This is a genomic window from Novosphingobium sp. TK71, assembly GCF_055361505.1.
This window is the reverse complement of the sequence record NZ_CM143962.1, coordinates 1,607,704-1,634,121: the sequence shown is the minus strand read 5'-3', so window position 1 is coordinate 1,634,121 and position 26,418 is coordinate 1,607,704. Positions and strand designations below refer to the sequence as shown.

Here is a 26,418-nt window from a genome sequence, read left to right as displayed (position 1 = left end):
AGCTACTTTCGGGAAGGATTGTCGTTCAGGCAAAGACGGTTTTTTCGTCCATGAGCGTGGCCTGCGCGAGGGTGATTGCGCGCAGGATCACCACGAGGCCGGCAGCAGCCACGCACCAGAAGACAAGCCCTGATAGCATGAGCGAAAGGTTGAGCAGACTGGGCGAGATGAATTTCACGGGCGAAACGAGGTTGAACAGCCCGAGGCCGGTCACGAAGAACACCAGCAAGGAACCGGTGACGAAGCTCATCCACCAGATCGCCACTTGCGTGACGCCGGTGCGCGACTGGTACTCGTCTTCTCCGTGGCTGCGGTTCCACAGTTCGCGCATGGCCAGGAACGGCACGAAGAGCTGTGCCACCGGAACGAAGAAACTGGCGCCGGACCAGACCGGCCGCGCGCGAAGGCCGGCGAGCCCTACGGCATGGAGGTTGGCGATGGCCTTGTGAAACCAGAGCAGGAAGGCGATCATGGCTACGACGAAAGTGACCAGACCGGCGATAATCGCCAAGCCCGCGATCACGAAGGGAACCATCTTCGGCTCGCCGAGCTCGATATAGCCGATTTGCCGCCTGTATTCGGCCCAGGCCAGCGCGAAAATCGCGATGATCAGGGCAACGACATAAGCTGCTGCTGCCAGTTGTGTGAAGACCGAATAAGTCGCCAGCCGCGCGTTAGCTTGCGGCGTGATATGCCCCCGCATGTTCCAGTATTCCCCCGTCGCACCTCACGGGAGGCTGCCCTGCGGCAAGCGCGACGTCAACTGGGTTACAATTTGGGCTTCGGGAATTTAACCTTGGGTTTTCAGCAGCAGGGAGAGAGCGTGCTGGGCCTGTTCCATGCCCGTTTCCAGCACGCTGTCACCGCTGCGGTCGGCAATCCTGGGCCAGGCTTCGGCGAACCCTTCTACGGAAAGGTTGTCCTCGCCAAGCAGAATGCCGTCATTCATTGTGACGAAGGCGCTCTGGCAGACACCGCCCCCTGCGCCGACTATGGCGTCATTGGGGGCGTCCTTCGATACGAGAAACAGTGCGGCGGGCACGACGGCTTCGGGGCGGAACGCTGAGTAGGCTTCGTCGGGGAAGATGTCCGCGGTCATCCGCGTACCGGCGGTGGGGGCAAGCGAATTGACGCGGATGCCGTACTTCGCGCCTTCCATGCGAAGCGTACGCGCAAGGCCCAGAACGCCGAGCTTTGCCGCTCCGTAGTTGGCCTGGCCGAAGTTGCCGCCGAGGCCGCTGGAACTCGTCGTCATGAGTACGCGGCCATAGTTCTGCTCTCGCATGATTTCCCACACGGCCTTGGTCGCATAAGCACTGCCTAGCAGATTGACCCTTACGACCCGTTCGAAATCGGCCATGTCCATCTTGGCGAAAGTGCGGTCGCGCAGGATTCCGGCATTGTTGATGAGAACATGGATGCCGCCCCACGCCTCGCTGGCGCGTGCGGCCATGGCTTCCATTTGCGCGAAGTCCGAAACGTCCCCGCCATCGGCCATGGCCTCGCCGCCGAGCGCGCGGATTTCTTCGGCGACGGCAAGAGCGGAATCGGAATGCCCCGAGCCGTCAAGCGCCGTGCCAAGGTCGTTGACGACGACTTTCGCACCGCGCAGCGCGAGTTCGAGGGCATAGGCCCGGCCAAGACCGTGACCCGCTCCGGTAACCACGGCAACCTGATCGGCAAAGGAGATGAAGGACTGCATCAGCCGGGAATGGCAGGTTGCGCGAGCCCCTTCAATTGCAAAGGTGGCATGGTTTGGCCTCCTCACGGGTTGCCCCGGAGCGTTCGCGAGGCCATAGGCGCATGAAACGAATCTGCGCTGCTTTAGCGAAAGGCCCTGCGATGAAAGTCCGCGTCCACGTCAGCCTCAAGCCCGGTGTTCTCGACCCGCAGGGCCGGGCGATCCACCATTCGCTCGAAGGCCTCGGCTTCGACGGTGTCAACGATGTGCGCGCCGGCCGCCTCTTCGAACTCGATGTCGAAGAATCGGTCAGCGACGAAGCGATCGACGACATGTGCAAGAAGCTCCTCGCCAACATGGTGATCGAGAACTACCGCATCGAGAAGGTCGCCTGATGGCTTTCCGCTCCGCTGTCGTCACGTTCCCGGGCTCCAACTGCGACCGCGATCTGGCGGTGGCGCTGGAAAAGGTTTCGGGGAACGAGTGCATCCGCGTCTGGCACGGTGATGCAGAACTGCCCGAACGGCTCGATTTCATCGGCCTGCCCGGCGGCTTCTCCTATGGTGACTACCTTCGCTGCGGCGCGATCGCTTCGCGTTCGCCGGTCATGCAGGCGGTGATCGAGGCCGCCAATCGCGGCGTGCCGGTGTTCGGCGTTTGCAACGGCTTCCAGGTGCTGACCGAAAGCGGCCTCCTGCCGGGCGCCCTGCTGCGCAATTCGGGCATCCGGTTCGTGTGCCGCGAAGTGTCGCTCAAGGTGGAGAACGCGCAGTCGCTGTTCACCTCCGGATACGAGACCGGCCAGCATATCCGCGTTCCGGTCGCTCACCATGATGGCAATTATCATGCCGACGACGAAACGCTCGACCGTCTCGAGGGCGAGGGCCGCGTGGCTTTCCGCTATGCCGAGGACGTCAACGGTTCGGCCCGTCAGATCGCCGGCGTGCTCAACGCTGCCGGCAACGTGCTGGGCATGATGCCGCACCCGGAGCGAGCGATCGAGGCGACGCACGGCGGCACGGATGGCCGCGCGCTTTTCGAAAGCGCGATTCGCGGGATGGTCGGCGCCTAAGCGGCCGCCAGGGCGGGTCCGGCGATTGCCGGATCTGCGGCGGACCGACTATCGAAGGTTTGCCCATTCGGGAAAGATCGGGAGCGGGGAGGGGCATGCCTTTCCCGCTCCTTTTCGTTGGGCTTTCTGGAGTTTCAGGCGGCGGAGTAGGCGCGGTTGCGGAACAGCGCGCCGGCGTCCGCGGCCGACATCGGGCGGCCGAAGAAGTAGCCCTGGATCTTGCGGCAGCCGAGCTTGCGGATCATCTCCACCTCCTTCTCGGTTTCCGTGCCTTCGGCGGTGGTCGACATGCCGAGGCTGTCGGCCATGGCGACGACGGCACGGATGATCGCCAGGCTTTCCGGGTTGCCGGTGGCGGCGCCCTGCACGAAGGAGCGATCGATCTTGATAGTCGAGAAGCGGAGCTTGCGCAGGTAGCCGAGCGAGGAATAGCCGGTGCCGAAATCGTCGAGGGCGACCTTGCAGCCCAGTGCCATGACCTGCTCCAGCGCGGCGCGGGCGAGCGTGGCGTCGCGCAGGAAGATGCTCTCGGTCACTTCCAGTTCGAGCCTGGCAGCGGGAAGGCCGCTTTGCGTCAGCGCGGAGACCACGCTGGTGACGAAGTTGGCGTCGAGCAATTGTTCGCCCGACACATTGGCGGCAACGCGGACATGATCCGGCCAGTTCATCGCCTCGCGGCAAGCCTCCCGAAGCACCCATTCGCCGATCGGCACGATAAGACGCGTATCTTCGGCGAGGGGAATGAACTTGGCCGGGCTGACGAAGCCATGCTCCTTGCTGTTCCAGCGCAGGAGCGCCTCGAAGCTGACGACCGCTTCGCTTTCGGCATCGACGACCGGTTGGTAGTGGAGCGCGAATTCCTTGCGTTCCACCGCCGATCGGAGCGAGAATTCCAGCTTGCGCCGTTCCTCGGCATGGGCGTGGAGCACGGGTTCGTAAGTGAAGTGTGCGTTGCCGCCCTCGTCCTTGGAGCGATAGAGCGCGAGATCGGCATTGCGCATCAGGGTTTCGACGGTTGCGCCGTCGCGCGGGCCGATCGCTGAGCCTACCGATGCGCCCACGAAGAGAGTGTGGTGGTCGACCTGGTATGGCTGGGAAAGGCTCTGGATGATGCGCTGCGCGACGCGCCGCACGTAGTCGAGGTCCGATGCATCGCGAATGACGACCGCGAACTCGTCCCCGCCTAGACGGCCGCAGACCTCGCGATCGGTCATCTGTTCCTTCAGGCGCTCCGATACGCGCGCCAGCAACTGGTCGCCGACATGGTGCCCCAGGGTCTCGTTCACGGCCTTGAAGCGGTCGAGGTCGATCATGAGGAAGGCGCAGCGCGTGCGCCACTGCGCTGCGTAGGCAAGCGCTCCATCCAGGGCTTCGGTGAGCATCAGGCGGTTGGGAAGCCCGGTCAGGGGATCGTAGCGCGCGAGCCAGGCGATCTTGTCCGAATTCTCCCGAGCTTCGGTCACGTCGGTGCCGTTGCCGCGGAAACCGTCGAACCGGCCGTTCGCGTCGAGCTTGGGATCGCCTGAAAGGTCCCACCAGCGCGGCCTCCCGCCTACCGAGACGCGGACGAGCAGGTTCGAGAAGCTCTCACGGCGTTTCAGCCGTTCGGCAAGTTCGTGAAGGCTCGCCGGAAATTCGCCGGTTTCCCAGCTTGGACCAGCCAGCAGTTGGAGGAACGGCACGCCCTCAAGCTCTTCCGCAGTCCTGTCGAGCGCCCCGGCGAGTCGGCGTGAAACGGCGCGGAGGCGGCGTGAAGGGTCAATCTGCCAGGCCCAGTCCCCATGACCTTTCTCGGATTCGCTTATCAAGAGCGAAACCACTTCGTCCCGTTCGACCATCCCAGCCTCAGCCAGCTTGCCGGTCAGGTATTGCCTGGCGGACTGGATCGTCCCCGCAACGACCACGGCGATGAAAGCCGAGGCGATAAGCGCGATGTCGTAGAGCCCGGCGGCAAGGAAGGAGCCGATGGCGGAACCGCCGACAATGGCGATGAACAGCAGGGTCGTGAGCGGGAACCCAGGAATCAGTACGGCACAGGCGGTCATCAGCATGGCCAGCACGGTCCAGAGTTTGATCTGGACTTGCGGATCGACGAACGGCCCGAAACCGCACACCGGGATGGCCCAGACCAGACACTTCGCAGCCGTGCTGACGATCTGCGCGCGAGCTTCTCCCCGGTGGCGAGGACGGCTATCCGCATCGGCCATCGTTCGTCCGATGCGGGCACCGTGCCAGGTGGTCAGGCAGACCAGCATGGCCCAGCAGGCGACCGCCGCCGGATGGACATGGGGCAGAAGCAGGGCGGCCGCGGCAGCCATGGCCGCCAGCTGCGTCAAGACGCGTGCAAGCGGCGCGCGGCCGAGGCTGGAATACTGGATGCCACGCAGACGAGCCCAATCCCCTTCCGCCGGTTCGGTAAAACCGAGAACGGCGAGAACAGGCAACTCCCGGGGAAGGGCCTTGGTGGGGAGTGACCGCTTATTCACGCCTTCAGCCTATATCGGGCAAAGGGTTATTACTAGGTAAAGCATAAGCGGTCACCGCCGCGCGGGTTATTCGACGGTGACGCTCTTTGCGAGGTTGCGAGGCTGGTCGACGTCGGTGCCCTTCACGCAGGCGACGTGATAGGCAAGGAGCTGAACCGGCACCGCATAGACCAGCGGCGCGATCAGCGGGTGGACGCGCGGCATTTCGATCGTGGCGATGCAGCCTTCGCCTGCCTCTGCGATGCCCTCGGCGTCGGAAATCAGCACGACCTTGCCGCCGCGTGCGCGCACTTCCTGCATGTTGCTTACCGTCTTCTCGAACAGCGGTCCGGAGGGGGCGAGCACGATCACCGGCACGGCTTCGTCGATAAGGGCGATGGGGCCGTGCTTCATCTCGCCAGAGGCATAGCCCTCGGCATGGATGTAGCTGATTTCCTTGAGCTTCAGCGCGCCTTCGAGGGCAAGCGGATAGTCCGGCCCGCGGCCGAGGTAGAGTACGTCTCGGGCCGGCGCGATGAGATGTGCCATGGCGGCGATCTCTTCGTCGAAAGCGAGCGCCGCGTTGAGGCTGGCGGGTGTCTGCAGGAGGTGATGGACGACTTCCATTTCCTCATTCCGGTCCATCCGTCCGCGCTTTACCGCCAGATGCGCCGCGAGGGCAGCGAGCACGGCGAGCTGGCAGGAGAAGGCCTTGGTGGAAGCGACGCCGATTTCCGGGCCGGCATGGGTAGGCAGCAGCAGGTCCGCCTCGCGCGCCATCGTGCTGGTGGGCACGTTGACGACGACGGCGATGGTCTGCCCGGCCGCCTTGCAGTGCTTCAGCGCGGCGAGCGTGTCCGCCGTTTCGCCGGACTGCGAGATGAAAAGGGCAAGGCCGCCCGGCTCCAACACCGGGTCGCGGTAGCGGAATTCGGAGGCCACATCGATGTCGACCGGCAGGCGAGCGAACGTCTCGATCCAGTATTTCGCCACCATGCCGGCGTAGAAGCTGGTGCCGCAGGCGACGATGGTGATGCGCTTGATGGCCGAAAGGTCGAAATCGATCTGCGGCAGGGCGACCGATTGGTCCACCTGGTGGATGTAGCTGCGCAGGGTCTGCGCCACCACGGTCGGCTGCTCGAAAATCTCCTTCTGCATGAAGTGGCGGTAATTGCCCTTCTCGATGGCAACGGCCGAGGCGCCGGAGGAGACGATCTCGCGCTCCACCGGATTATTGTCGGCATCGAAGATCTGCGCGCCCTCGCGGGTGATGACGACCCAGTCGCCTTCGTCGAGATAAGTGATGCGCTGGGTCAGCGGGGCGAGCGCGAGGGCGTCGGAGCCGAGGTAGGTTTCTCCCTCGCCGTAACCGACGACCAGCGGCGAGCCGAGGCGGGCGCCGATCAGCAGGTCGGGGTGCTGGCGGAAAGCGATCGCGAGCGCGAAGGCGCCGCGAAGTTGCGGCAGCGCGACCTTCACCGCCTCTTGCGGGGAGAGCCCCCCTTCGACCTGCTCGGAAACGAGATGCGCCACAACTTCGGTATCGGTCTGGCTCTCGAACCTGCGACCGCGCGCTTCGAGGGCTTCGCGCAGCGGCTTGAAGTTCTCGATGATGCCGTTGTGGACGAGGGCAAGGTGTTCGGTCGCATGCGGGTGGGCGTTGACGGCGGTGGGCGCGCCATGCGTGGCCCAGCGGGTGTGAGCGATGCCGATCAGGCCCGGCGCGGGATCGCGCGCCAGCTCGTCAACGAGGTTCACCAGTTTGCCCTGCGCGCGGCGGCGGATCAGCTGGCCGTTCTCGACCGTGCAGACGCCCGCGCTGTCATAACCGCGATATTCCATGCGGCGCAGTCCGTCGACGAGCCGATCCGCGACTTCTTCCTTGCCGACGATGCCGATGATTCCACACATTGCGCTTGCGTTACCTTGTTCGAGCCGAAACTGCCTTGCCCATACACCGATAATGGTTGGCGTTTGGTGGCGCCACCATGAAGGCTTGGTAATGTGTGCAAAGCGGATGGGTTATCGGATGTAATCCGAAGCGATCAGTCGTCGCCGCTGAGCAGGGCCCCGATTCCGCCAACGGCGCCGAGGCCGAGCAGCGTGCTCTCGCCGCGGTTCTGTCCGCCATAGGGTACGGCGGCGGCCATCATGCGCCCGGCGAGGCGCGAGAACGGCAGCGACTGGATCCACACTTTCCCCGGGCCGCGCAGGCGGGCGAAGAACACCCCTTCGCCGCCGAAGATCATCGATTTCACCGAACCTGCACGCACCAGGTCGAAATCCACGCCGGACGTGAAGGCGGCGACGCAGCCGGTGTCGATGTGGAGTTCCTCGCCCGCTTCCAGCGTGCGCTCGATAACGGTGCCGCCCATTTGCACGAAGACCCAGCCGTCACCTTCGAGGCGCTGCATGATGAAGCCTTCGCCGCCGAACAGGCCGGTCATGATCTTCTGCTGGAAATGAACGCCGATCGAGACGCCGCGCGCCGCGCAGAGGAAGGCGTCCTTCTGGCAGATCAGGCGGCCGTCCACCTCATCGAGCTTGATCGGCACGATCGAACCGGGGATCGGCGCGGAGAAGGCGACGCGGGCTTTGCCGCGTCCTTCGTGCGTGAATACGGTGGTGAACAGGCTCTCGCCGGTGACGAGGCGCTTGCCCGCGCCAAGCAGCTTGCCCATGAAGCCGCTGCCTTGTTGTTCGGAACCGTCGCCGAACACGGTGGACATGGCGATCGACGAATCCTTCCAGACCATCGCGCCCGCTTCCGCTACCGCGCTTTCGCCCGGGTCCAGTTCGATCTCGACGAACTGGAGTTCCGCACCCTTGATTTCGAAGTCGACATCGTCGGCGATCGCGGAATTGCGGCTGTGGCTCCAGGGATTGTTTGGCATGGATACTCCGGGGGACGGGAAAGATTCGGTGACCGCTATCTGGGTTTCGTGAAAGTTCTTGTCAAACCGCGTCCGTTGGATAGTCTACGCAGTTCGACGAACACTGTTCCGACGAAAATCGCCCGGCAAAGATCGGTGCGCGATCGGTGTTCCTGGAGAGGATAACGCCGATGCACTTCACCATGAAGTCGGTTTCATTTGTTTTCATCGGGCTTGCCGCCGTGGCCAGCAGCGGACCTGCATTCGCGCGCGACATCGGTGGCGGCGGGGCGGTGGTGAACACCGCGCTCCACATCGAAAGCCAGAACGGCGTCAGCAAAGGCTTCGCGCTGATTCGTGCCGGCAAGCCTGCGCAGGCGGTAAAGATGTTCGATTCGGTGATCCTCGCGAGCGAACAGGCGCTGACCGGTGACGTCCGTCCGCGGCTCTGCCAGTCGGAAGCGGCTGAAGGGTCTGTTGCTGCGGGCAAGGCCGTCATCGTGAGCAGCGCGGTTTGCGATGCACACTTCGGAAAGGGCTTTGCGCTGGTCGATCTTGGACGCGGCGACCTTGCGGAAGCCGAACTGCGCCGTGCTACCGAACTCGCGCCCGATAATGCCCACTTCGCCAACGAGTATGCAGAACTGTTCAAGTCGCGCCGGGAATGGCAACGGTCCTACGATCTGTTCTCCCATGCATGGGAAATCGTCGACAAGGACACCAAGGGTGACGACGCCTCGGTCGCCGCCCGCGCTCTTCGCGGCATGGGCTACAACAAGATCGAGATGGGCCAGCTTGACGAAGCGCAGAAGCTGTTCCGCCAGTCGCTGGAATATGATCCCGCCAATGCCGGAGCCAAGAGCGAACTGGATTTCATTGCCCAGAAGAAGGCCATCGGCGCCTGACCATTCGCAATCACCGCAAATCTTGAAACGGGCGGTGCTGAACCGCCCGTTTTCGTATCAGCTTGCTGACTTCTCGGCCTTCTTCTTCTTCATGGCATCGTGGAAACGGTCGGCCCAACCCGGCTTGACCAGCTGTTCGCCGCGGACGAGGCGAAGTTCTCCGTCCCCCACATCGCGGGTGACGGTGCTGCCCGCGGCAACGATGGCATCCGCGCCGATCCTGACCGGGGCGACAAGGGCGCTGTTGGAGCCGATGAAGGCGCGCTCGCCAATAACGGTGCGGTGCTTGAAATAGCCGTCGTAGTTGCAGGTGATCGTACCTGCGCCGAGATTGGCGCTGGCGCCCACCGTTGCGTCGCCAACGTAAGTGAGGTGATTGGCCTTCGCGCCTTCGCCCAGTTCGGCGTTCTTGATCTCGACGAAATTGCCGACCTTCGAACCCTCGCGCAGGATAGTGCCGGGGCGCAGGCGCGCATAAGGGCCGACCGAGACGCCGGTTTCGATGGTGGCGCCTTCAAGGTGCGAGAATGCGTGGATGGTCACATCGTTCGCCACCGTGACGCCAGGGCCGAAGACGACGTTGGGTTCGACGGTCACATCTCGGCCGAGATTCGTGTCCCAGGCGAAAAACACGGTTTCCGGCGCGATCAGGGTGGCGCCGTCGGCCATGGCGGCGATACGGCGGCGGGATTGCCAGCGCGCTTCGGCCTCGGCCAGTTCGCCGCGACTGTTGATGCCGCCCACTTCGCCCGGATCGGGGGTGACGATGACCGCACACGACTGCCCGTCGAGTGTCGCCACGTTGACGATGTCCACGAGGTAGTATTCGCCCTGGGCGTTTTCATTCCCGACGCGGGCAAGCAGGCCGAACAGGTCGGCGGACTTTACCGCCATCAGGCCCGAATTGCACAGTCGGCAGGCCCGCTGTTCCTCACTCGCGTCCTTGTATTCGACCATCATGGCAATGCGCCCGTCGTCATGGGCGAGGACGCGGCCGTATTGGAGCGGGTCTTCCGGCTCGAAACCGAGCACGACGACGGCGGGCGAATCCTCGGCATGAAGGCGATGGATCATGGCCTGCATCGTTTCGGTGCTGACGAAAGGCACGTCACCGTAAAGGATCAGCACGTCGCCGGAAAAGCCGGCCAGCGCCGCTTCGGCCTGCTGCACTGCGTGGCCGGTGCCGAGTTGCGGTTCCTGAACGGCGATTGTCGCGCGGCTGCCGAGAGCCCGCTCAAGCTGTTCGCGTCCATGGCCCGCGACGACGACCTGCCGCTGCGGTGCCAGTGCGGCAGCGCTGTCCAGCAGGTGTTCGAGCATGGGACGGCCCGCGATGGGATGGAGCACCTTGTGGAGATCGCTCTTCATGCGGGTGCCCTTGCCGGCGGCGAGGACGACGATTGCGAGAGGCGTGGATTGTTCGACCATGTGTATCACTTGCCAGCAAATTGTTGCGGTTTCCACATCGGGAAGCCACTGAGGAGGGGATGACAGACTTTCCCTTCGACATCGTCGGTTTCGACCTCGACGGAACCCTGCTTGATTCGCTTGGAGACCTTGCGGTGGCGCTCAATCATGCGCTCTCGATCGAGGGGCGGCCAGCCATTCCCGTGAGCGAGGTGCGCGATCTGGTCGGCGGCGGCGCGAGGAAGATGCTCGCGAAGGGGCTGGACGTTACCGGCGGCCCGGTTTCCGAGGCGCGGCTCGACGAACTGCATCATGAACTGATCGCTTACTATGCCGACCATATCGCCGTGGAGACGCGGCTCTATCCCGGCGGCGAAGCGATGCTCAGGGGACTGGCGGAGCGGGGGGTCAAGCTGGCGGTCGTCACGAACAAGCTGGAACGTCTGGCGGTGAAAATCTTTGAGGAAATGGGGCTTTCTCATCATTTCTTCACGGTGATCGGCGGCGACACGCTGGGCCCCGGGCGGGCCAAACCGAAACCCGACCTCATCGATCTCATGCTGGAGCGCGCGGGGAGCGGCCGTTCCGGTGCCGTCAGGGCCGCTTTCGTGGGGGACACCACTTACGATACGGGCGCGGCGGCGGCGGCGGGGCTGCCCTGCGTCGCGGTCAGCTTCGGCTTCAACGACAAGCCGGCCAGCGAACTGGGCGCGACGGTGGTGATCGATCATTTCGACGAACTGATCCCGGCTCTCGAAAGCCTCTGACGTCGTTCGGCGTCGGGCTTCAGGCTTCTGCGCTGTCGAAGACGTAGCCGAACGAGCGGACGGTGCGGGGCAGGTGGGGCACCTGCATCGAGCGCAGCTTTCGGCGCAGGCGGCTGACCCACGAATCCACGGTGCGTTCGTCGCAGACGTCCACGCTTTTGCCGAGCACGCCGATCAGTTCGCCGCGCGTGAACACCCGGTTGGGGTTTCGTGCGAAATGATTGAGCAGGCGCTGCTCGTTGGATTGCAGGGGCACGACCAGACCCTTGTAGCGCGTCAGATGCGAATCGGGCTGGATCAGGAGATCGCCGATCTGGATCGCCGGAGTTTCTTTCCGCGCGGCTGCGGCCGGCTGGTAGATTCGCAGGCGCTGAACGAGAGCGGCCGGGGTAAGCGGCCCAATCAGATAGTCATCCGCCCCCGCATCCAGCGCGCGTGCCTGGGCGCGCTGGTCAGGTTCGGGCAGGATCATGGTCACGTGGAGCGGGTGGTCGTGAATACGGTCACGAAGCAGGCCGCACAGCTGAAGTCCCGACATTTCAGGCAGAAGCCAGTCCAGGAAGACCCAGGTCGGTGCCTTGGAAATACGTACGCAAAGGTCGGTGGCATTCGTCACTTCCGCCTCGAAGGAGAGGAAGCTGTCACGAACGGCGCTGACATGGGCAAGGTCGCCCGAAGTCAGCACGATGTCGCCAGATTTGATCATGGTGTCCCGGGTTTCAACAGGAGTGATCCGCCCACATAGTGCCACATCGGCTGCCATTCACGTGTCAAATTTGTCATGTTTGGCCGTCACAATCACGTCAAAAAAATTACAAGAAAGCAACATGGATGTGACGCGGGCCGCGCTTAGTCAGCCTCCCTGTCGCCCCGACGGGCGAGCCCCTTGCCGCGACTGCAAGGCGGAAAGCAAAGCATTTCAGGGAGTTTTACATGATTCGCCACGCCATCCGTCTGGCGGCTACGTGCAGCATCGTCGCGTTGAGCCAGGCGCCGGTCGCCGCTTTCGCTGACGAAGCAGCAACAAGCGCTGCGGCCGCCGAAAGTGATGCCTCGGTGCCGATCATCGTCACCGCTACCAAGCGCGAGACCGATCTCCAGAAGACGCCGATCGCGATTGCCGTCATCGGCAGCGCGGATATCGAGAAGCAGCACGTCCAGAGCCTGATCGACCTTGCCAGCGGCACCGTGCCGTCGCTGCGCGTCGCCACGTTCGAGGCGCGCCAGTCGGCGCTTACTGTCGGTATTCGCGGCATCGTGCCCTTCGACGCAAACCAGACCGCGCGTGACCAGGGCGTGGGCGTCTACCTTGACGGCGTATACCTCGGCCGCCAGCAGGGACTGAATGCGGCGCTGTTCGATGTGCAGCGCATCGAAGTGCTGCGCGGGCCGCAGGGCACGTTGTTCGGCCGCAATACGGAAGGCGGCGCGCTGTCCATCGTCACCAAGGCGCCGACCGGCGAATTCGGCGGCCGCGTGGAGGCCGGCATCGGCAACTACGGCCAGCGCAATGGCGAAGCGCACATCGACTTCCCCGAATTCCACAACATCTCGATCAAGGTCGACGGCGTCTACCAGCACCAGGACGCCACGGTGAAGAACCCGCTCGCCGGGCAGACGGGCTGGAACTACTACGACCGCGTGGGTGGCCGAATCCAGGCCCAGTGGAAGCCGTTCGAGGGGCTGACCGCGAACATCTCGTTCGACAAGTCGCGTGATGACAACACGCCGATGTACAGCCAGCTCATCAACTACAATCCAAACAACCTGCCGGTTGCCACGCTGGCGCAGATCGCGGCCAATGGCGGTAAGCTGCCCAGCGGCACGATTGCCCCGCTTTCACCGCTCGTGCAGGTCAGCGGCGACAAGCGCATGAAGACCGCCGACATCGGCGTGCCGCAGCAGCCCAGCGTGGACAAGACACAGGGCGTGATGGGCAATCTCAGCTACGATCTGGGGGCGAACCTGACGCTGCGCTCGATCACGGCATGGCGTGAGGTTCATACCGACCAGTACGACAATTCCGGCGGTGCCCATCGCTCGGTCTTCCTCCCGAATGCCAAGTTCGGCCGCTACTCGCTCTCGTTCCTCGACCAGAACCAGTTCAGCCAGGAACTGCAGATCGTCGGCAGCCTGCCGCATCTCGATTTCGTGGCGGGCGCCTTCTACTACAACGAACACGCCAGCGAATATGCCGCGACGCCCAGCTCGAACCAGTGGAATGCGGACGGCAGCGGCTACACCATCCTCAGCCCCAGCGTCACCGGCACGGTAACCTCGGGCAACCAGGGCTGGGACGATTCTTCGCTGTTCCTCCAGCGAGACAGCCGCGCGAAGGCGCAGAGCATCGCCGCTTTCGCCCAGGCAACCTACACGCCCGCCGGTCTCGACCAGGTTCACCTGACGGCGGGCGGCCGCTTCACGCATGACAAGCGTGACGGCGTGCTGGACATGGTGAACGGCGCCGTGGTCGATTACGGCTTCCATTACCGGAAGGACCGCTTCGACCCGATGGTCACGCTGGCCTGGGACGCCACGCAGGACATCAACCTCTACGCCAAGTATGCGACCGGCTATCGGGCCGGCGGCGCCAACGACCGTTCGCAGACGTTTGACGCCTTCGGGCCGGAAACCGTGAATTCCTACGAAGTCGGCGCCAAGATGATGTTCCTCGATCGCAAGGTGCGCCTGAACCTTGCCGGCTACATCATGGACCGTGACGGCACGCAGGTCGATTTCGACAACGTCAACATCGATCCCAACAGCCCGTATTTCAACCTGCACACGCAGGAGACGCTCAATGCACCGGGCACCACGAAGATCCGCGGGCTTGAAGCGGAATTGAACATCCACCCGACGAGCAACCTCTCGCTCGGCGCGTCCTATGCCTACACTTACACCAAGGTGCCCAAGACGCTGAACCCGTTCCTCGGTTCCGCTACCAATCCGGTCTACCAGAATGTCTTCATCGTCTACACGCCGAGGCATGCTGCATCCGGCTTCATCGACTACACGATACCGGTCGGCAGCGGCGACGAGAGCGTGCAGTTCCATCTGGATGCAGCTTATTCCGGCCGCCAGTACACCTTCGAGGACGAGGCCGTGAAGGCTCAGTCCAGCTTCATCGTGAACGGCCGCATCGCGCTTGCCGATATTCCGATGAGCGACAACGGAACCAGGCTGACCGTCTCCGTCTGGAGCCGCAACCTGCTCAACGAAACGCACATCTATCGCCTATCCTACGCCAACGCGAATACCCTGGGCGCGTACGGAAACTTCAATCCGCCGCGCACCTTCGGCGTGGAGGGCACCGTCAACTTCTGATCGCTCCGGTTCCGGCAGGCCGCTCCCTCGCGGCCTGCCGGCAGGTTCCTGCCTGCAAAACTGCACGCGGCTGGGCTTCGGCGCGGCCGCGTGCCTTGTTCGTGGGAACGATGAACGCGGCGGCGATGCCCGCTCCGCTTGCCGGTGCCCTCCGATCATGCGAGCCCTCTGCGATGAAGGCGCCGCTCGGAACGGGCCGCGAGGACGGGAGATGAGGACGATGCCGACACCGGGTGAGAAACTGCGCGCGCTGATCGAAAGCGGAGAGCATTTCGTGGCGGCCGAGGCCTATTCCGCGCTGACCGGGCGCGCGGTGCAGCATGTCGGGTTCAAGGCGGCCTATCTTGGCGGACATGCCTGCTCCGCCTTCCACTACGCAGTGCCGGACAATGGCATCTTCTCGCAGGTCGAGATGATCGAACAGTCTGGCCGGATCGCGCAGGCCATCGACATTCCCCTGATCGTGGATGCCGATACCCTGGGCGAAACCGTGGCCGATGCCTATCATTTCACGCGAAGGTACGTGGCCGCGGGCGTCGCAGGTTATCACGTCGAGGATGAGGTCAATCCCAAGCATTCCAAGCATGCCAACGGTCTCTGTTCGATCGAGGACATGCAGCTTCGCATCGAGGCCGGCGTAAAGGCACGGGGCGATTCCGGGCTCGTCATCATCGCCCGCTGCGACGAGCTCTATACCAGCGCCAATGGCGGGGGCGGTACGGGCTCGATCGAGGAGGCGATCCGGCGCGGCAAGGCTTATGCCGAGGCAGGGGCCGATGCCATCGTCTTCGCCAGCGCCCCGCCCGAGCAGCAGGCCGAAGTGATCCCGCACATGCCGATCCCGGTCTGCACGCTGGGCTTCAACCTTCCGGATACGGGTTTCACGCTCTCGACCGGCTGGGGCTGGGTTTCGGCGGCCGTCGGCCACCTCGCCATGGCGCGCGAACTGATGGAGACCGGCGCGGTGAAGAGCGCGATGGCGGCCTTCACCAACTTCCCGGAGAAATACGATCTGATCGACCAGAACCTCTACGACGATCTGATCGTCGAATGGGCGGAGCGGACGGGGCGGCCGACACGCCCCAATCACGCGAGGTAAGCGAACAAAAACCGAGGCGAGGCTTGAGGGGCGGTCCATCAAGCCTCGTCCTCCGCACGCGTGCTTGCGCGCCCCTTACTTTGCGGGCGCTTCCACGCCTTCGGGCAGGGCCAGGACCTCCAGCCCCATGGCGGGATCGAGATAGCGCTGCGCCATGGCCTGGACATCGGCCGGAGTGATCGTCAGCAGACGGTCGCGGGCCTTGGTGAAGCGTTCGATGCGGTCGGCCTGGGTCTGGGCGCGGTCCACCAGGGAAAGCCAGCCGCCGTTGCCCTTGAGCGCATTCTGATAGGCTTCGAGCAGAGGCGCGCGGGCACGTTGCAGCACGTCATCGCTGACGGGGGCGAGCCGCAGTTCGCGGGCGACTTTCCCGATGGCTTCGCGGCTTGCGGGCACGTCGGCCACGTCGATCGAGGCGCTGATCGTGAAGGTGCCGTAGCCCTTCCAGTAGTGCGAGAGCGAACTGCCGGCAGAGGGTGAGTAAGCCTTGCCGAGCACTTCGCGAAGGCTGTCGGTCAGTTCGATGCGGACGACGCGTTCGAGCATTTGCAGCTTCAGCGCGTCCAGCGGGTCGGAATCGTCGCGGGTGGGCCAGGTCAGGCGAAGCAGCGCCTGGTCGGCAGGGCCGGTATGGCGCAGCACGCGGGGCTTGCGGTCAGCCGTGAAGGTGCGCGGCGGCTGATCCGCGTAGGGACGAAAGGCGGCCTCGCGGGCGGGCAGGGCGCCCAGCGTTCGCGCGACCACCGCGATGGCCTTGTCCTCGTCGAAGTCACCTACTAGCGCCAGTTCGACGGCGCCGTGGGCGAGGCGTTCGGAGATGGTGTCGCGCAGCTTGCCGTAAGTGAGGTGGCGATAGTCGTCCACCTGCTGAAGGCTGAAGCGCGGATCGTTGTCTGACAGGATCCTGCCGAGGTCCGCGCCCATTGCCGAAGCCGGGGTTGCGCGAAGCTGGGCGAAGCTGTTGTTGACCTGCTGGCGGTACTGGACTTCGCCTTCGGCACGGTAGCCGGGATCGGTCATGAGCGCGGTCAGCAGTTGCAGTTGCAATTCGAGATCGCGCGGGGTGGTCGCGGTTTCGGCATCGAAGCTGGCGGCGCCATTGCCAAGGCCGAAGCCCAGCGTATGGCCGGCCATGATCGTATCGAGTTCGTCGCGGCTGTGCTTGCCGAGGCCGCCCTTGTCGAGCCAGCCCACCATTTCGGTGGCGAGCGGGTTCTCCCGGGTGTCGAGCATGTCGCCGCCGTCGATGGAGAGGCTGACGCGGATGCGGTCCTTTTCAAGCTCGGTGGGCTTGAGGTTCAGCATGACGCCGTTCGAGAAGCGCAATTCGCGAATGCCGAGCAGGGGGTCGCGCCTGTCGCTGACGATGGTGCCGGGCGTGCCGAAATCGGTGTAGCCGAATTCCGTCACGGATGGGTCCGCTTCCCGGGGTACGGGGCCGCGCATCGCGCTGAGCCATGAGGCGCGGATGGCCTGTTCTCCGCCTTCGGGAGCCTTGCGGCCTTCGAAACGGATGAGTGGCCTGTCGAGAGCGAGCGCCTCCCGCTTGAGCGCGGCCAGCACCGCTTTGGGCGTGATGGCAGGCGCGAAGGTTTCGAATCGCTCAAGTGCGGAGGCGGGCGTGGAAGGCACGACCCGGTCCTCGACCACCGACAGTGCAATGCCGGCAAGCGCCGCGTTGCTGCGGGTGTTGGCAGAGCCGGCGGCATTGACCATCGAAGTACGGAGCTGCGCCACTTGCTCGGCCACTTCCGCCGCGCTGAACCCTTGAGCGAGGGCGCGGCGATATTCCTGTGCGGTTGCGGTTACGCCATCGGCCCATTTGCCGTCGACGCTGTCGATGATGAGGCGCGTCGAGCGGGCGGTCTCGAAAACGTCACCGGTTCCGAACCCGGCACCGCGGAACGGCGGCGTGGCGCTGCGCGACAAGCGCTGGAGACGGCGATTGACGATGGAATAGCCGATGGAGCGCAGCAGGTTCTCGCGCCGCTGGGCGATACTGTCGGGTTCGTCCAGCCAATCGCCGTTGCGCTGGATCACGAGGCGTTCCGACAGCGCCGGATCGATCCATATTCCGGTGCGGTCGCGATCCTTCGAGGCAACCGGGCCGGGGTCGGGCTGGACCTCGGCCGGGCCGCCGGTCCAGTCAGCGAAGTGGCGGGTGATGCCGGCCTCGACGGCGGCAGTGTCGAAATCGCCGACGATGACCAGCGTGACATGTGCGGGCACATATTCGCGCTCGTAGAAAGCGCGCAGGTTCGCCGCATTCGCGCCGTTGAGCGTGGCGACCGTGCCGATCGGGAAACGGCTGCCGTAGAGCGCCTGCGGATAGAAGAAGTGCGTGGAATCAATGCTGTTGCGCAGGCCGAAAGTATTGCGGTCGCGCATTTCCGAGAGAATCACGCCGCGCTCGCGGTCTATCGCGCCTTGTGAAATGGTCAGTTCGCTTGCCGTTTCGCGCATCAGCATGAGCGCAGTGTCCAGCAACTTGGCGTCGTTGCGCGGCAGGTCGAGCTTGTAGATCGTACGCTCGAAGTTGGTCGAGGCGTTGGTATCGGCCCCAAAAGCGAGGCCGTCCCGTTCCAGCAGGGGGATCATCTGGCCTTCGGGCACGCGCTTGCTGCCGTTGAAGGCCATGTGTTCGACGAAATGCGCAAAGCCCTGTTCGGCTTCCTGTTCGTCCAGCGAGCCGGCGGCGACTTCCATCCGCACCACGGCGGTTCCGGCGGGCGTTGCATTGTGGCGGATCACATAGCGCATGCCGTTGGCCAGGCGGCCGAAGCGGAAATCGGGATCGACCGGCACGTCGCTCGTTTCGAAGGCCCAACGGGTCTCCTCGGTACGGAGCGGTGCTTCCCGGGCGGACAGGGGAAGGGGCGTGGCAAGGACCAGCGCAGTAATGAGAACGATTCGCATATGGCGCCAGTGCCCGAGCAGTCCCTTGATAACAAGGGGAGAGAGAGGTGAACTGTGAGGACTTGCGGATGCTCCAGACGCAAGAAGGCCCGGCACACCTTGCGGCGGCCGGGCCTTCGGGAGCATCGCTGCGGGCCTTACTTGCCGCGCAGCTTGCGGTGCTTCGACAGGTCGAAGACTTCGCTCGGGCCGTTATCGTCCTGCAGCAGGCCGAGGCGACGGGCGACTTCCTGATAGGCCTCTTCCTCGCCGCCGAGATCGCGGCGGAAGCGGTCCTTGTCCAGCTTTTCGCCGGTGAACATGTCCCACAGGCGGCAGCCATCGGGGCTGATTTCGTCCGCGAGGATGACGCGGCTGTAGTCGCCGTCCCAGATACGGCCGAATTCGAGCTTGAAGTCGACAAGGCGGATGTTGATCGCCGCGAACATGCCGCACATGAAGTCGTTCACGCGGATGGCCATCGCGGCGATGTCCTGCATCTCCTCGTTGGTGGCCCAGCCGAAGCAGGCGATGTGCTCTTCGGCGATCATCGGATCACCCAGGGCATCGTCCTTGTAATAATATTCGATCAGCGTGTGTGGCAGCGGCTCACCCTCGGGAATGCCGAGACGCTTCGAGATCGAACCGGCGGCCACATTGCGCACCACGACCTCGATCGGGATGATCTCGACCTGGCGGACGAGCTGCTCGCGCATGTTGAGGCGGCGGATGAAGTGGTTGGGCACGCCGATGTGGTTGAGGCGCGTGAACACGTACTCGCTGATGCGGTTGTTGATCACGCCCTTGCCCTGGATCGTGCCCTTCTTCTGCGCGTTGAACGCAGTGGCGTCGTCCTTGAAGTACTGGATCAGGGTGCCGGGTTCAGGGCCTTCGTAGAGGATCTTGGCCTTGCCCTCGTAGATCTGGCGGCGACGGGACATGCGTGTTCGTCCTTGAAACTGTAAAAGAGCGAGCCCCGGCACGTTGAAGTCGCTTTGGCGACTGCGGGCCGGGGCGTTCGAGCGGGCATATAATGAAAGCAGGCCCAAAAGCAAACAGGGCTTGAGGCAGGGGGATCGAACCGGGCCGCGACCGGGGCATGCCGTTGCGGAGGATTGCCCGGCGAACCACGAGCCGTGCTCTGAACGAGCAGGAAGTCCGTGTCCCGGATTGCGAATTAGTGCCCTTGACCATCGCGTTCATCGAGAAATTCGGCGACGAGGTTCCGCGCGGCTTCGCTCACCTGTTCCCACGTCGTCACGAAACCTTCTGGGCCACCGAAGTAGGGATCGTCGACATCCTGCCCCTCCATGCCCGGCACATGGTCCAGCAGCAGCGAAAGCCGGGCGTGGGGGCTGGCGGGTGCGATCCGTTCGAGGTTCGCCAGATTGCTGGCGTCCAGCGCGACGATTCGATCGAAACGGTCGAAATCCCGGACCGTGACCTGCCGGGCGCGATAGTGGGTGATGTCGATGCCGTGCCGGGATGCCTCGTCGCAGGAACGCGGATCGGGCCCCTTGCCGATATGCCAGGATCCGGTTCCGGCCGAATCAACGGTCAGTTCCAGTCCGGCTTCCTGCGCGGCATGGCGCAACGCCGCCTCGGCCAGCGGGGAGCGGCAGATATTGCCGAGGCAGACGAACAGGACGGATGGGGGAGGCGTTGCAGACATGCTTCCGGCCTAGCGCCGGGCAGGATCGTTCTCAAACGATCATTCAATGCCGGCCAAACAGGCGCTCGAGGAACGTGGGCTCTTCCATCGGCTGGATCGGCCCATGGAAACGCCGGCGGAGGCCGGGATCCAGTGGTGGGCGGGGCGTCCAGATACGTTCGGATCGGTAGGTGCGTTCTTGCGTCAAGGCCATAGGCGATGCTCCTTCTTCCGTCCCGAAGAAACCCGAAGGAAGGCTGAAAGGTTCCCCCGCTGCGCCGCCGTTTGCCATTTCAGGGCGTCACGGCGCCGGCTTCGGCAGCCAGTCTCCTGACCATGGCGCAGACCTCGGTGCCGAGAAACGGCTTGCCCAGCATCGGTCTGTGGCTGTGGCCGCTTGGAAGGTGCTGCCGGTCGTAGCCGCTGACGAAAGCGAAGGGGATGTCGCGTGCGGCCAGTTCGTCGGCAACGGCATCGATCCTCTCGCCGTTGAGGTTGCCGTCCAGCAGGGCCAGGTCCGGCACGGTGTCTCGGATCATGTGGATCGCCTGATCGCACGACGTCGCGGGGCCGAGGGGCGATGCGCCCCAGTCCTCGATCTCCATCATGAGCTCCATGGCCACGAGCGGCTCATCCTCGACCACGAGCACCCTGAGCGCCCGCGGACTGGGCGCGGCTTCCGCAGGAGGGGCGTCCGGGGCAGGCTCAGAACGCGGCGATTCCTCGACGGTAGCAGGCGCTTCGGCGGCGGCATCTGAGAGCGGCAGGACCAACTGCCAGCGCACGCCTTCCGGTGCATATTCCGCACTGATCCGGGCGCCATCACCCGCCATGCTGTTCTCGATCAGGGTGGACCCGAAGCCACGCCGTTCCGGGACGGAAACGGGAGGGCCGCCGTGCTCGCTCCAGGCGAGCGACAGCACTTGTCCTTTCAGCGACCAGTCGAGCGTGACCGTTCCGGCCTCGTTCGAGAGTGCACCGTACTTGTGGGCATTGGTCGCCAGTTCGTGGATGATGAGCGAGAAGCGCAGGGCGAGTTCCGGCGGCAGGTCCACGTCCGGGCCGGAGAGCTTCAGCCGATCCTCGCCGACCGCGCCGATGGCAACCTGATCGGCGATCAGGCGGCGCAGGCTGGCGGGCTCCCATGTCGTTGCGCTCAGCAGCGAATGGGCGCGGGCAAGCGATTGCAGGCGGCCGGTGAACGACTGGTGGAAGCCCTCGGGAGACCGGGCGTGCCGGAACCCCTGCGAGGCGATGGCCTGAACCGTTGCGAGGGTGTTCTTCACCCGGTGGTTCAATTCCCCGATCAGCAGCCGCTGGGTCTCTTCGGCGCGCAGGCGTTCGGTCACGTCGATCAGTTCGATCATCACGCTGGCGCCGCGCGAACCGGTGCCGACCAGCGAGGAGCAGTACCATTCGCCTTCGCGAAGGGCACCGTCTGCGCGCACGAAGCGGTGGTCCTGCTTCTCCCTGCGGTCCTCACCGCCGAGGAGGGCCCGCATCCCGTCCAGGAAGCGCGGACGGTCCGCCATGGGGAGGAAGGGGGCGTCCTCTACCTTGAGGCCGAGAATATCCTGCGCCGCGAAGCCGATCTCGCGTTCGGCGCTGCGATACCAGCTCACGATTCGCAGGTTGGCGTCGATTTCCAGAACGGCGAGGGGGGAGTTGTCGCCATGCGCGCGAAGGCGGCCGAGGGCCAGGCCGAGTTCGTCGCGCTGGCGGGCGATCTCGCGCCGCTGGCGGGCGAGTTCGACGAAGACCGCGACCTTGGAATTGAGTTCGACCATGTCGAGCGGCTTGAGCAGGTAATCCACGGCGCCGGCCTCGTATCCGAGGAACTTGCGCCGCTCGTCCGTGGCCAGGGCGGTGAGGAATATGATCGGCACGGCACGCGTGCGCTCGGTCCCGCGCATGAGCTCGGCGAGTTCGAAGCCGTCCATCTCCGGCATCATCACGTCAAGCAGGGCCAGTGCGAAATCGTCGCGCAGCATGGCTTCCAGCGCCTCGAACCCCGAGGAAACCGTGACCAGTTCGACGCCGGGCTGGTCCAGCGCGGCTTCGAGCACGAGAAGGTTGTCCCTGATATCGTCGACCGCAAGGATCTTGAGCGGCTCATTCAGCAAAGGCGGCCTCCTGCACGTCGTGCTTGGTGCGGCGCCAGATCTTCTCGATCGGCGCGAAGTCGGCGAAGCTATCGCCCTCGGCGGAAAAGTGGACGGTCTCCTTCGAACCGAGGCCCAGGAAGCCGCCGGGCGGCAGTGAACTGGCGAAAAGGCCGAGTGCGCGGTCCTGCAGCGCCCGGTCGAAATAGATCAGCACGTTGCGGCTGGAGACAAGCTGGACTTCCGAGAACACGGCATCGCTGGCGAGATTGTGATCGGCAAAGACCGCGCGCTTGCGCAATGTCGGGTCGAACCGGGCGACGCCGTAATTGGCGGTGTAATAGTCCGAAAGCGAACCTTTCCCGCCTGCTTCCATATAATTGCGGGAGAAGCCTGCAATACGCTCGATCTCGTAGACGCCGGCCTCTGCCTTGACGAGAGCTGCCGGGTTGATGTCGGTGCAGTAGAACATCGTGCGATCGTCCAGCCCTTCCTCGCGGAAGAGGATCGCCAGCGAATAGAACTCCTCGCCATTGGCACAGCCCGCAACCCAGACCTTGATGGAGGGCCATGTGCGAAGGTGCGGGATCACTTGCTCGCGGATCGCCCGGAAATACTCGGGATCGCGGAACATCTCGCTGACCTGGATGGTCAGGAACCCGATCAGGACATTCAGGCTGTCGGGATCGTGGAGAATGCGGTCGAGCAGGCTGGAGAGATGGGGATAGCCGAAATGGGACTGCGCACGTTGCAGGCGGCGCAGCAGCGAGGCACGGGAATAGTCGCGGAAATCGTATTGGTAGCGCCGCCAGATGGCCTCGACGAGGAGATCGACTTCGATATCCTCGACGGCCTCCGCCAACCTTCGTGACATCGGCTTCATCGCGGCATCCACACGCGCACGAGGCTGAGCAGCTTGTCCACGTCGAGCGGCTTCGACAGGTAGTCGTTGGCGCCCGCCTCAAGGCATTCGCGGTGGTCGCGTTCCATGGCCTTGGCCGTCAGTGCGATGATCGGCAGCGAATGCCACTGACCCTGCTTGCGGATTTCGCGCGTGCAGGTGAGGCCGTCCATCTCCGGCATCATCACGTCCATCAATACGAGATCGACCGGGGCGCCGTCACTGTCCGCCGCGCGGGCCAGTTCGTTCAGCGCCTCGATGCCGTTGCGGGCGATGCGCACTTGTACGCCGTGCGGTTCGAGAACCGAAGTCAGCGCATAGATGTTGCGGATATCGTCCTCGACGACGAGGATCTGGCGGCCTTCCAGCGCGGCATCGCGTCCGAGCGAGCGGGCAAGCAGTTGCTGCTTCTCGTCCGGCAGTTCGGAGACGACCTGGTGCAGGAACAGCGTCACTTCGTCGAGCAGGCGTTCCGGGCTCTTGGCGCCCTTGACGATGATCGATTTGGAGTAGCGCCGAAGCCGCATCTCCTCCTCTTCGGAAAGCTCGCGGCCGGTATAGACGATGACCGGCGGGAACGCGACGCTCTCGTCGTGCGAGAGGCGTTCGAGCAGGTCCAACCCGGACATGTCGGGCAGGTTGAGATCCAGCACCATGCAGTCGAACGTCTCTTCGCCCAGCCGGGCGAGGCAATCCGCAGCACTTTGCACGTCCACCGTCTCGACATCGCGGGAGGCGAGGAGAAGGTGGATCGCTTCGGCCTGCCGGGGATCGTCCTCCACCACCAGAACGCGGCGCAGGCGCTGGTCCATCCGCGCCTCGAGGCCTTCGAGCATGTCGACCAGCGTATCCCGGCTCACCGGCTTGAAGAGGTAGCCTACGGCGCCGCTGGCGAGCGCGGCATGGTCGTCGTGGTCGGCCGAGACGATGTGCACCGGAATATGGCGCGTGCGGGTATCGCGCTTGATCCGGTCCAGCACGGAAAGCCCGGTGTGATCGGGCAGGTGCATGTCGAGGATCACGGCTTGCGGCAGGTATTGCCGGGCGAGCAGGGCTCCCTCGTCTGCGGTGCCGGCGATCAGGCACTCGAAACCGACTTCATGCGCCAGATCGCAGAGGATGCGCGCGAAGGCCGGGTCGTCCTCGACGATCAGGATAACGCGGGAATCGCCCGACAGCGTTTCACGGTCGTCCTGCGGGGAGGGGCCGCGGCGGCTTTGCGGGGCAGTCGTTTGCGTGGCGGCCGGGGTCGGGGTGGGCGTGGCCTTGCCGGGCACGCCGGGCGCGCTGCCCGCCTCGCGAGGCGCGAAGCGCTCGGGAATTTCCAGCGAGAAGGTGCTGCCCTGTCCGGGAGTGCTGTGAAGCGTGATCGCACCGCCGAGCAGGTGCGCCAGTTCGCGCGAGATCGACAGGCCCAGCCCGGTGCCGCCGTACTTGCGGGCAATGCCGCCATCGGCCTGGCGGAATGCCTCGAAGATCGCGTCCTGCTGGTCTTCCGGGATGCCGGGCCCGGAATCCCGGACCGAGAACGCAACCCGGCCGGACGCCAGCGCGCCGACCGTGAGGGAGACTTCGCCGTCCGAGGTGAACTTGACTGCATTCGACAGGAAGTTCTTCAGAACCTGCTCAAGCCGGAGGGGATCGGTCTCGATCGTTCCCGGCGCGCCTTCGGCGAGGTTCATGCTGAGCTTCAGACCCTTGCCGGACGCCGCCGCCGCGAACGTGTTTTCGAGCTTGGAGAGGATGGCGCCTACCGGGACGTCGCGGGGGTCCAGTTCCAGCCTGCCTGCCTCGATCTTGGAGATATCGAGCACGTCGTTGATGAGCGTGAGCAGGTCGTTGCCTGAGGACTCGATGGTCTCGGCATAACGCACTTGTTCACCCGAAAGGTTGCCTTGCCGGTTATCGGCAAGCAGGCGGGCCATGATCAGCAGGGAGTTGAGCGGCGTGCGCAGCTCGTGGCTCATATTGGCGAGGAATTCGGACTTGTAGCGGCTGGCCTGTTCGAGTTCCTCGGTCTGGCCGCGCAGGCGCGCTTGCGAGCGGGTCAATTCGTCGCGCTGCGCCTCGAGCGACTGGGCCTGTTCCTCAAGCTGCGAATTGCTGCGTTCGAGTTCCGCCTGCTGTTCCTCAAGCTGGGACTGCGAGTTGAGCAGCAGCTTGCTCTGCGCTTCCAGCTCGTCATTGGTGGCGCGCAGTTCCTCGCTCTGGTTCTGGAGTTCTTCCGCCTGTTGCTGCGTCTCCGCGAGCAGGTGTTCAAGCCGGGCGCGGTACTTCGCAGAGCGCAGGGTGATGCCGAGCGAATTCGCCACGATGTCCAGGAACGAGACGAGATCTTCCGGGCGGGCATCGGCCGTGTCCAGGAAGCCAAGTTCCAGGACCGCGTTGACCTTGTCATCCACCTGAGTGGCGCCGAGGACGAGACGTGCGGGCGTGGACTGGCCGAGAGCGGAGCCGAATGAAAGGTAGCCTGCGGGAACTTGCGCGATCGTGGTGGTGCGGCCGTGGCGCATGACTTCGCCCAATAGACCCTCGCCGGGCTCCATGCGTTCCGGGACGCTTGCATCGGCGGGCACGCCATATGTCGCGATCTTCCGGAACGCGCCGTCGTCGTTGACATAGAGCGCTCCGGCGATCGCGCCGAAGCGCTCCGCAAGGAAGGCGAGGGCGCGGTCGCCGAGATCACCCAGAGGAATGCTGCCGGCCGTGGCGCGCGCAAGGTCGGCCTCGCACTCGCGCAGCCACTGTTCATGGCGATTGGAATTGCGATAGCGGATCAGGACGAAGCCGATCGCCGCTAGCAGGAAATTGGTCACGCCCGAAAATGCCCGGTTCGTCAGCGCAATTTCCAGCCCGAGTCCCTGCGGCGCGATGAAATAGGCGGCTATCGCGCAGCCTACGCCGGCAATGGCTGCCAGCACCGGCGTGATCGGCCGCCTGGCGACGAAGGCGATCACCGTGGGCAGCAGGTAGAGGACGCTGACTCCGGTGCCGAGCGGGATCGTGATGTCGATGACGAGGGCAAGGCCCAGAACGACAATGATGACAAGCGCAAGCTGGACGTGGGAACTGAGAGCCTTGCTGGGCGACATTACGAATCTCAAGGGAAAAGGCCGGCTGCAGGCGGACCGAATCTTCCCCCAAAAATTCGAGACGGTCCCCGGATCGGGAGCTTGAACGCTCTGCGTTGCGATTGGTTCCGGAGAAATCGTGGTAAATCCTGTGTTTCCCGAAATTCGGGACGCTTCGTGAAGGAAGGCGGTCCACGCTCGGTGA

At 64.3% G+C, this 26,418-nt stretch carries 19 protein-coding genes; 6 read left to right on the top strand and 13 right to left on the bottom strand.

Annotated elements, in window-relative coordinates:
- Positions 1–25: 25 nt before the first annotated feature.
- A complete protein-coding gene (locus ACXJ16_RS07400) occupies positions 26–703 on the bottom strand; it encodes a DUF4328 domain-containing protein (RefSeq protein WP_324698812.1) in 678 nt (225 codons plus the stop codon).
- An 87-nt stretch (positions 704–790) separates the two neighbouring features.
- Complete coding sequence (locus ACXJ16_RS07395) at positions 791–1,702, bottom strand: SDR family NAD(P)-dependent oxidoreductase (RefSeq protein ID WP_324698813.1); 912 nt, start codon at positions 1,700–1,702, stop codon at positions 791–793.
- A 140-nt stretch (positions 1,703–1,842) separates the two neighbouring features.
- Here ACXJ16_RS07395 and purS point away from each other — a divergent pair, with 140 nt between their 5' ends.
- Together purS and purQ are read left to right on the top strand one after the other, a co-directional pair.
- Positions 1,843–2,076: a phosphoribosylformylglycinamidine synthase subunit PurS gene (purS, locus tag ACXJ16_RS07390; RefSeq protein ID WP_054441292.1), complete on the top strand. Its 234-nt coding sequence runs from the start codon at positions 1,843–1,845 to the stop codon at positions 2,074–2,076.
- The gene (gene purQ / locus ACXJ16_RS07385) at positions 2,076–2,753 is read left to right on the top strand and encodes a phosphoribosylformylglycinamidine synthase subunit PurQ (protein WP_054441294.1); all 678 of its coding nucleotides are present in this window, start codon (positions 2,076–2,078) and stop codon (positions 2,751–2,753) included. The genes purS and purQ overlap by 1 nt, the downstream gene beginning before the upstream one ends.
- 134 nt (positions 2,754–2,887) lie before the next feature.
- On the opposite strand, the gene ACXJ16_RS07380 is transcribed toward purQ, so the two are convergent.
- From ACXJ16_RS07380 to ACXJ16_RS07370, 3 genes are all read right to left on the bottom strand, one after another.
- Positions 2,888–5,071, bottom strand: coding sequence for a putative bifunctional diguanylate cyclase/phosphodiesterase (locus tag ACXJ16_RS07380; protein WP_324698814.1), 2,184 nt, complete (start codon positions 5,069–5,071; stop codon positions 2,888–2,890).
- A gap of 234 nt (positions 5,072–5,305) precedes the next feature.
- The gene (glmS, locus tag ACXJ16_RS07375) at positions 5,306–7,129 is read right to left on the bottom strand and encodes a glutamine--fructose-6-phosphate transaminase (isomerizing) (protein ID WP_324698815.1); all 1,824 of its coding nucleotides are present in this window, start codon (positions 7,127–7,129) and stop codon (positions 5,306–5,308) included.
- Positions 7,130–7,263: 134 nt separating this feature from the next.
- Positions 7,264–8,112, bottom strand: coding sequence for a TIGR00266 family protein (locus ACXJ16_RS07370; RefSeq protein ID WP_185997678.1), 849 nt, complete (start codon positions 8,110–8,112; stop codon positions 7,264–7,266).
- 170 nt (positions 8,113–8,282) lie between these two features.
- Here ACXJ16_RS07370 and ACXJ16_RS07365 point away from each other — a divergent pair, with 170 nt between their 5' ends.
- A complete protein-coding gene (locus ACXJ16_RS07365) occupies positions 8,283–8,996 on the top strand; it encodes a tetratricopeptide repeat protein (protein ID WP_324698816.1) in 714 nt (237 codons plus the stop codon).
- Between the two features lie 57 nt (positions 8,997–9,053).
- On the opposite strand, the gene glmU is transcribed toward ACXJ16_RS07365, so the two are convergent.
- Positions 9,054–10,424, bottom strand: coding sequence for a bifunctional UDP-N-acetylglucosamine diphosphorylase/glucosamine-1-phosphate N-acetyltransferase GlmU (gene glmU / locus ACXJ16_RS07360; protein ID WP_443477787.1), 1,371 nt, complete (start codon positions 10,422–10,424; stop codon positions 9,054–9,056).
- 59 nt (positions 10,425–10,483) lie between these two features.
- On the opposite strand from glmU, the gene ACXJ16_RS07355 reads away from it, so the two are divergent.
- Positions 10,484–11,170, top strand: a complete 687-nt coding sequence (locus tag ACXJ16_RS07355; protein WP_324698818.1) for an HAD hydrolase-like protein — start codon at positions 10,484–10,486, stop codon at positions 11,168–11,170.
- 19 nt (positions 11,171–11,189) lie between these two features.
- Here ACXJ16_RS07355 and ACXJ16_RS07350 read toward each other — a convergent pair whose 3' ends face one another.
- Positions 11,190–11,876, bottom strand: coding sequence for a response regulator transcription factor (locus ACXJ16_RS07350; protein ID WP_185997675.1), 687 nt, complete (start codon positions 11,874–11,876; stop codon positions 11,190–11,192).
- 227 nt (positions 11,877–12,103) lie between these two features.
- Between ACXJ16_RS07350 and ACXJ16_RS07345 the strand changes: the two genes are divergently transcribed.
- On the top strand, positions 12,104–14,494 hold the full coding sequence (locus tag ACXJ16_RS07345) for a TonB-dependent receptor (RefSeq protein WP_132469463.1): 2,391 nt from the start codon (positions 12,104–12,106) through the stop codon (positions 14,492–14,494).
- Positions 14,495–14,714: 220 nt separating this feature from the next.
- Complete coding sequence (locus tag ACXJ16_RS07340) at positions 14,715–15,593, top strand: isocitrate lyase/PEP mutase family protein (RefSeq protein WP_132469464.1); 879 nt, start codon at positions 14,715–14,717, stop codon at positions 15,591–15,593.
- Between the two features lie 75 nt (positions 15,594–15,668).
- Here ACXJ16_RS07340 and ACXJ16_RS07335 read toward each other — a convergent pair whose 3' ends face one another.
- The 6 genes from ACXJ16_RS07335 to ACXJ16_RS07310 all read right to left on the bottom strand — a co-directional run bounded on the left by ACXJ16_RS07335 (position 15,669) and on the right by ACXJ16_RS07310 (position 26,234).
- Complete coding sequence (locus tag ACXJ16_RS07335) at positions 15,669–18,509, bottom strand: M16 family metallopeptidase (RefSeq protein WP_324698820.1); 2,841 nt, start codon at positions 18,507–18,509, stop codon at positions 15,669–15,671.
- 137 nt (positions 18,510–18,646) lie between these two features.
- Entirely contained in the window at positions 18,647–19,429 is a 783-nt protein-coding gene (purC, locus tag ACXJ16_RS07330; RefSeq protein WP_054441309.1) for a phosphoribosylaminoimidazolesuccinocarboxamide synthase, read from the bottom strand.
- Between the two features lie 236 nt (positions 19,430–19,665).
- Positions 19,666–20,160, bottom strand: coding sequence for a low molecular weight protein-tyrosine-phosphatase (locus tag ACXJ16_RS07325; RefSeq protein ID WP_324698821.1), 495 nt, complete (start codon positions 20,158–20,160; stop codon positions 19,666–19,668).
- A gap of 272 nt (positions 20,161–20,432) precedes the next feature.
- Positions 20,433–22,262: a response regulator gene (locus tag ACXJ16_RS07320; protein ID WP_463921698.1), complete on the bottom strand. Its 1,830-nt coding sequence runs from the start codon at positions 22,260–22,262 to the stop codon at positions 20,433–20,435.
- The gene (locus tag ACXJ16_RS07315; protein ID WP_185997670.1) at positions 22,252–23,115 is read right to left on the bottom strand and encodes a CheR family methyltransferase; all 864 of its coding nucleotides are present in this window, start codon (positions 23,113–23,115) and stop codon (positions 22,252–22,254) included. Before ACXJ16_RS07315 ends, ACXJ16_RS07320 begins: the two co-directional genes overlap by 11 nt.
- A 5-nt stretch (positions 23,116–23,120) precedes the next feature.
- Positions 23,121–26,234: a response regulator gene (locus ACXJ16_RS07310; protein ID WP_463921697.1), complete on the bottom strand. Its 3,114-nt coding sequence runs from the start codon at positions 26,232–26,234 to the stop codon at positions 23,121–23,123.
- Between the last annotated feature and the right edge of the window lie 184 nt (positions 26,235–26,418).

Bases quoted from the DNA above. Each gene is read 5' to 3' on its own strand.
- ACXJ16_RS07400 (WP_324698812.1), bottom strand. From the start codon at position 703: ATGCGGGGGCATATCACGCCGCAAGCTAACGCGCGGCTGGCGACTTAT.
- ACXJ16_RS07395 (WP_324698813.1), bottom strand. From the start codon at position 1,702: ATGCAGTCCTTCATCTCCTTTGCCGATCAGGTTGCCGTGGTTACCGGA.
- purS (WP_054441292.1), top strand. From the start codon at position 1,843: ATGAAAGTCCGCGTCCACGTCAGCCTCAAGCCCGGTGTTCTCGACCCG.
- purQ (WP_054441294.1), top strand. From the start codon at position 2,076: ATGGCTTTCCGCTCCGCTGTCGTCACGTTCCCGGGCTCCAACTGCGAC.
- ACXJ16_RS07380 (WP_324698814.1), bottom strand. From the start codon at position 5,071: ATGGCTGCCGCGGCCGCCCTGCTTCTGCCCCATGTCCATCCGGCGGCG.
- glmS (WP_324698815.1), bottom strand. From the start codon at position 7,129: ATGTGTGGAATCATCGGCATCGTCGGCAAGGAAGAAGTCGCGGATCGG.
- ACXJ16_RS07370 (WP_185997678.1), bottom strand. From the start codon at position 8,112: ATGCCAAACAATCCCTGGAGCCACAGCCGCAATTCCGCGATCGCCGAC.
- ACXJ16_RS07365 (WP_324698816.1), top strand. From the start codon at position 8,283: ATGCACTTCACCATGAAGTCGGTTTCATTTGTTTTCATCGGGCTTGCC.
- glmU (WP_443477787.1), bottom strand. From the start codon at position 10,424: ATGGTCGAACAATCCACGCCTCTCGCAATCGTCGTCCTCGCCGCCGGC.
- ACXJ16_RS07355 (WP_324698818.1), top strand. From the start codon at position 10,484: ATGACAGACTTTCCCTTCGACATCGTCGGTTTCGACCTCGACGGAACC.
- ACXJ16_RS07350 (WP_185997675.1), bottom strand. From the start codon at position 11,876: ATGATCAAATCTGGCGACATCGTGCTGACTTCGGGCGACCTTGCCCAT.
- ACXJ16_RS07345 (WP_132469463.1), top strand. From the start codon at position 12,104: ATGATTCGCCACGCCATCCGTCTGGCGGCTACGTGCAGCATCGTCGCG.
- ACXJ16_RS07340 (WP_132469464.1), top strand. From the start codon at position 14,715: ATGCCGACACCGGGTGAGAAACTGCGCGCGCTGATCGAAAGCGGAGAG.
- ACXJ16_RS07335 (WP_324698820.1), bottom strand. From the start codon at position 18,509: ATGCGAATCGTTCTCATTACTGCGCTGGTCCTTGCCACGCCCCTTCCC.
- purC (WP_054441309.1), bottom strand. From the start codon at position 19,429: ATGTCCCGTCGCCGCCAGATCTACGAGGGCAAGGCCAAGATCCTCTAC.
- ACXJ16_RS07325 (WP_324698821.1), bottom strand. From the start codon at position 20,160: ATGTCTGCAACGCCTCCCCCATCCGTCCTGTTCGTCTGCCTCGGCAAT.
- ACXJ16_RS07315 (WP_185997670.1), bottom strand. From the start codon at position 23,115: ATGTCACGAAGGTTGGCGGAGGCCGTCGAGGATATCGAAGTCGATCTC.
- ACXJ16_RS07310 (WP_463921697.1), bottom strand. From the start codon at position 26,234: ATGTCGCCCAGCAAGGCTCTCAGTTCCCACGTCCAGCTTGCGCTTGTC.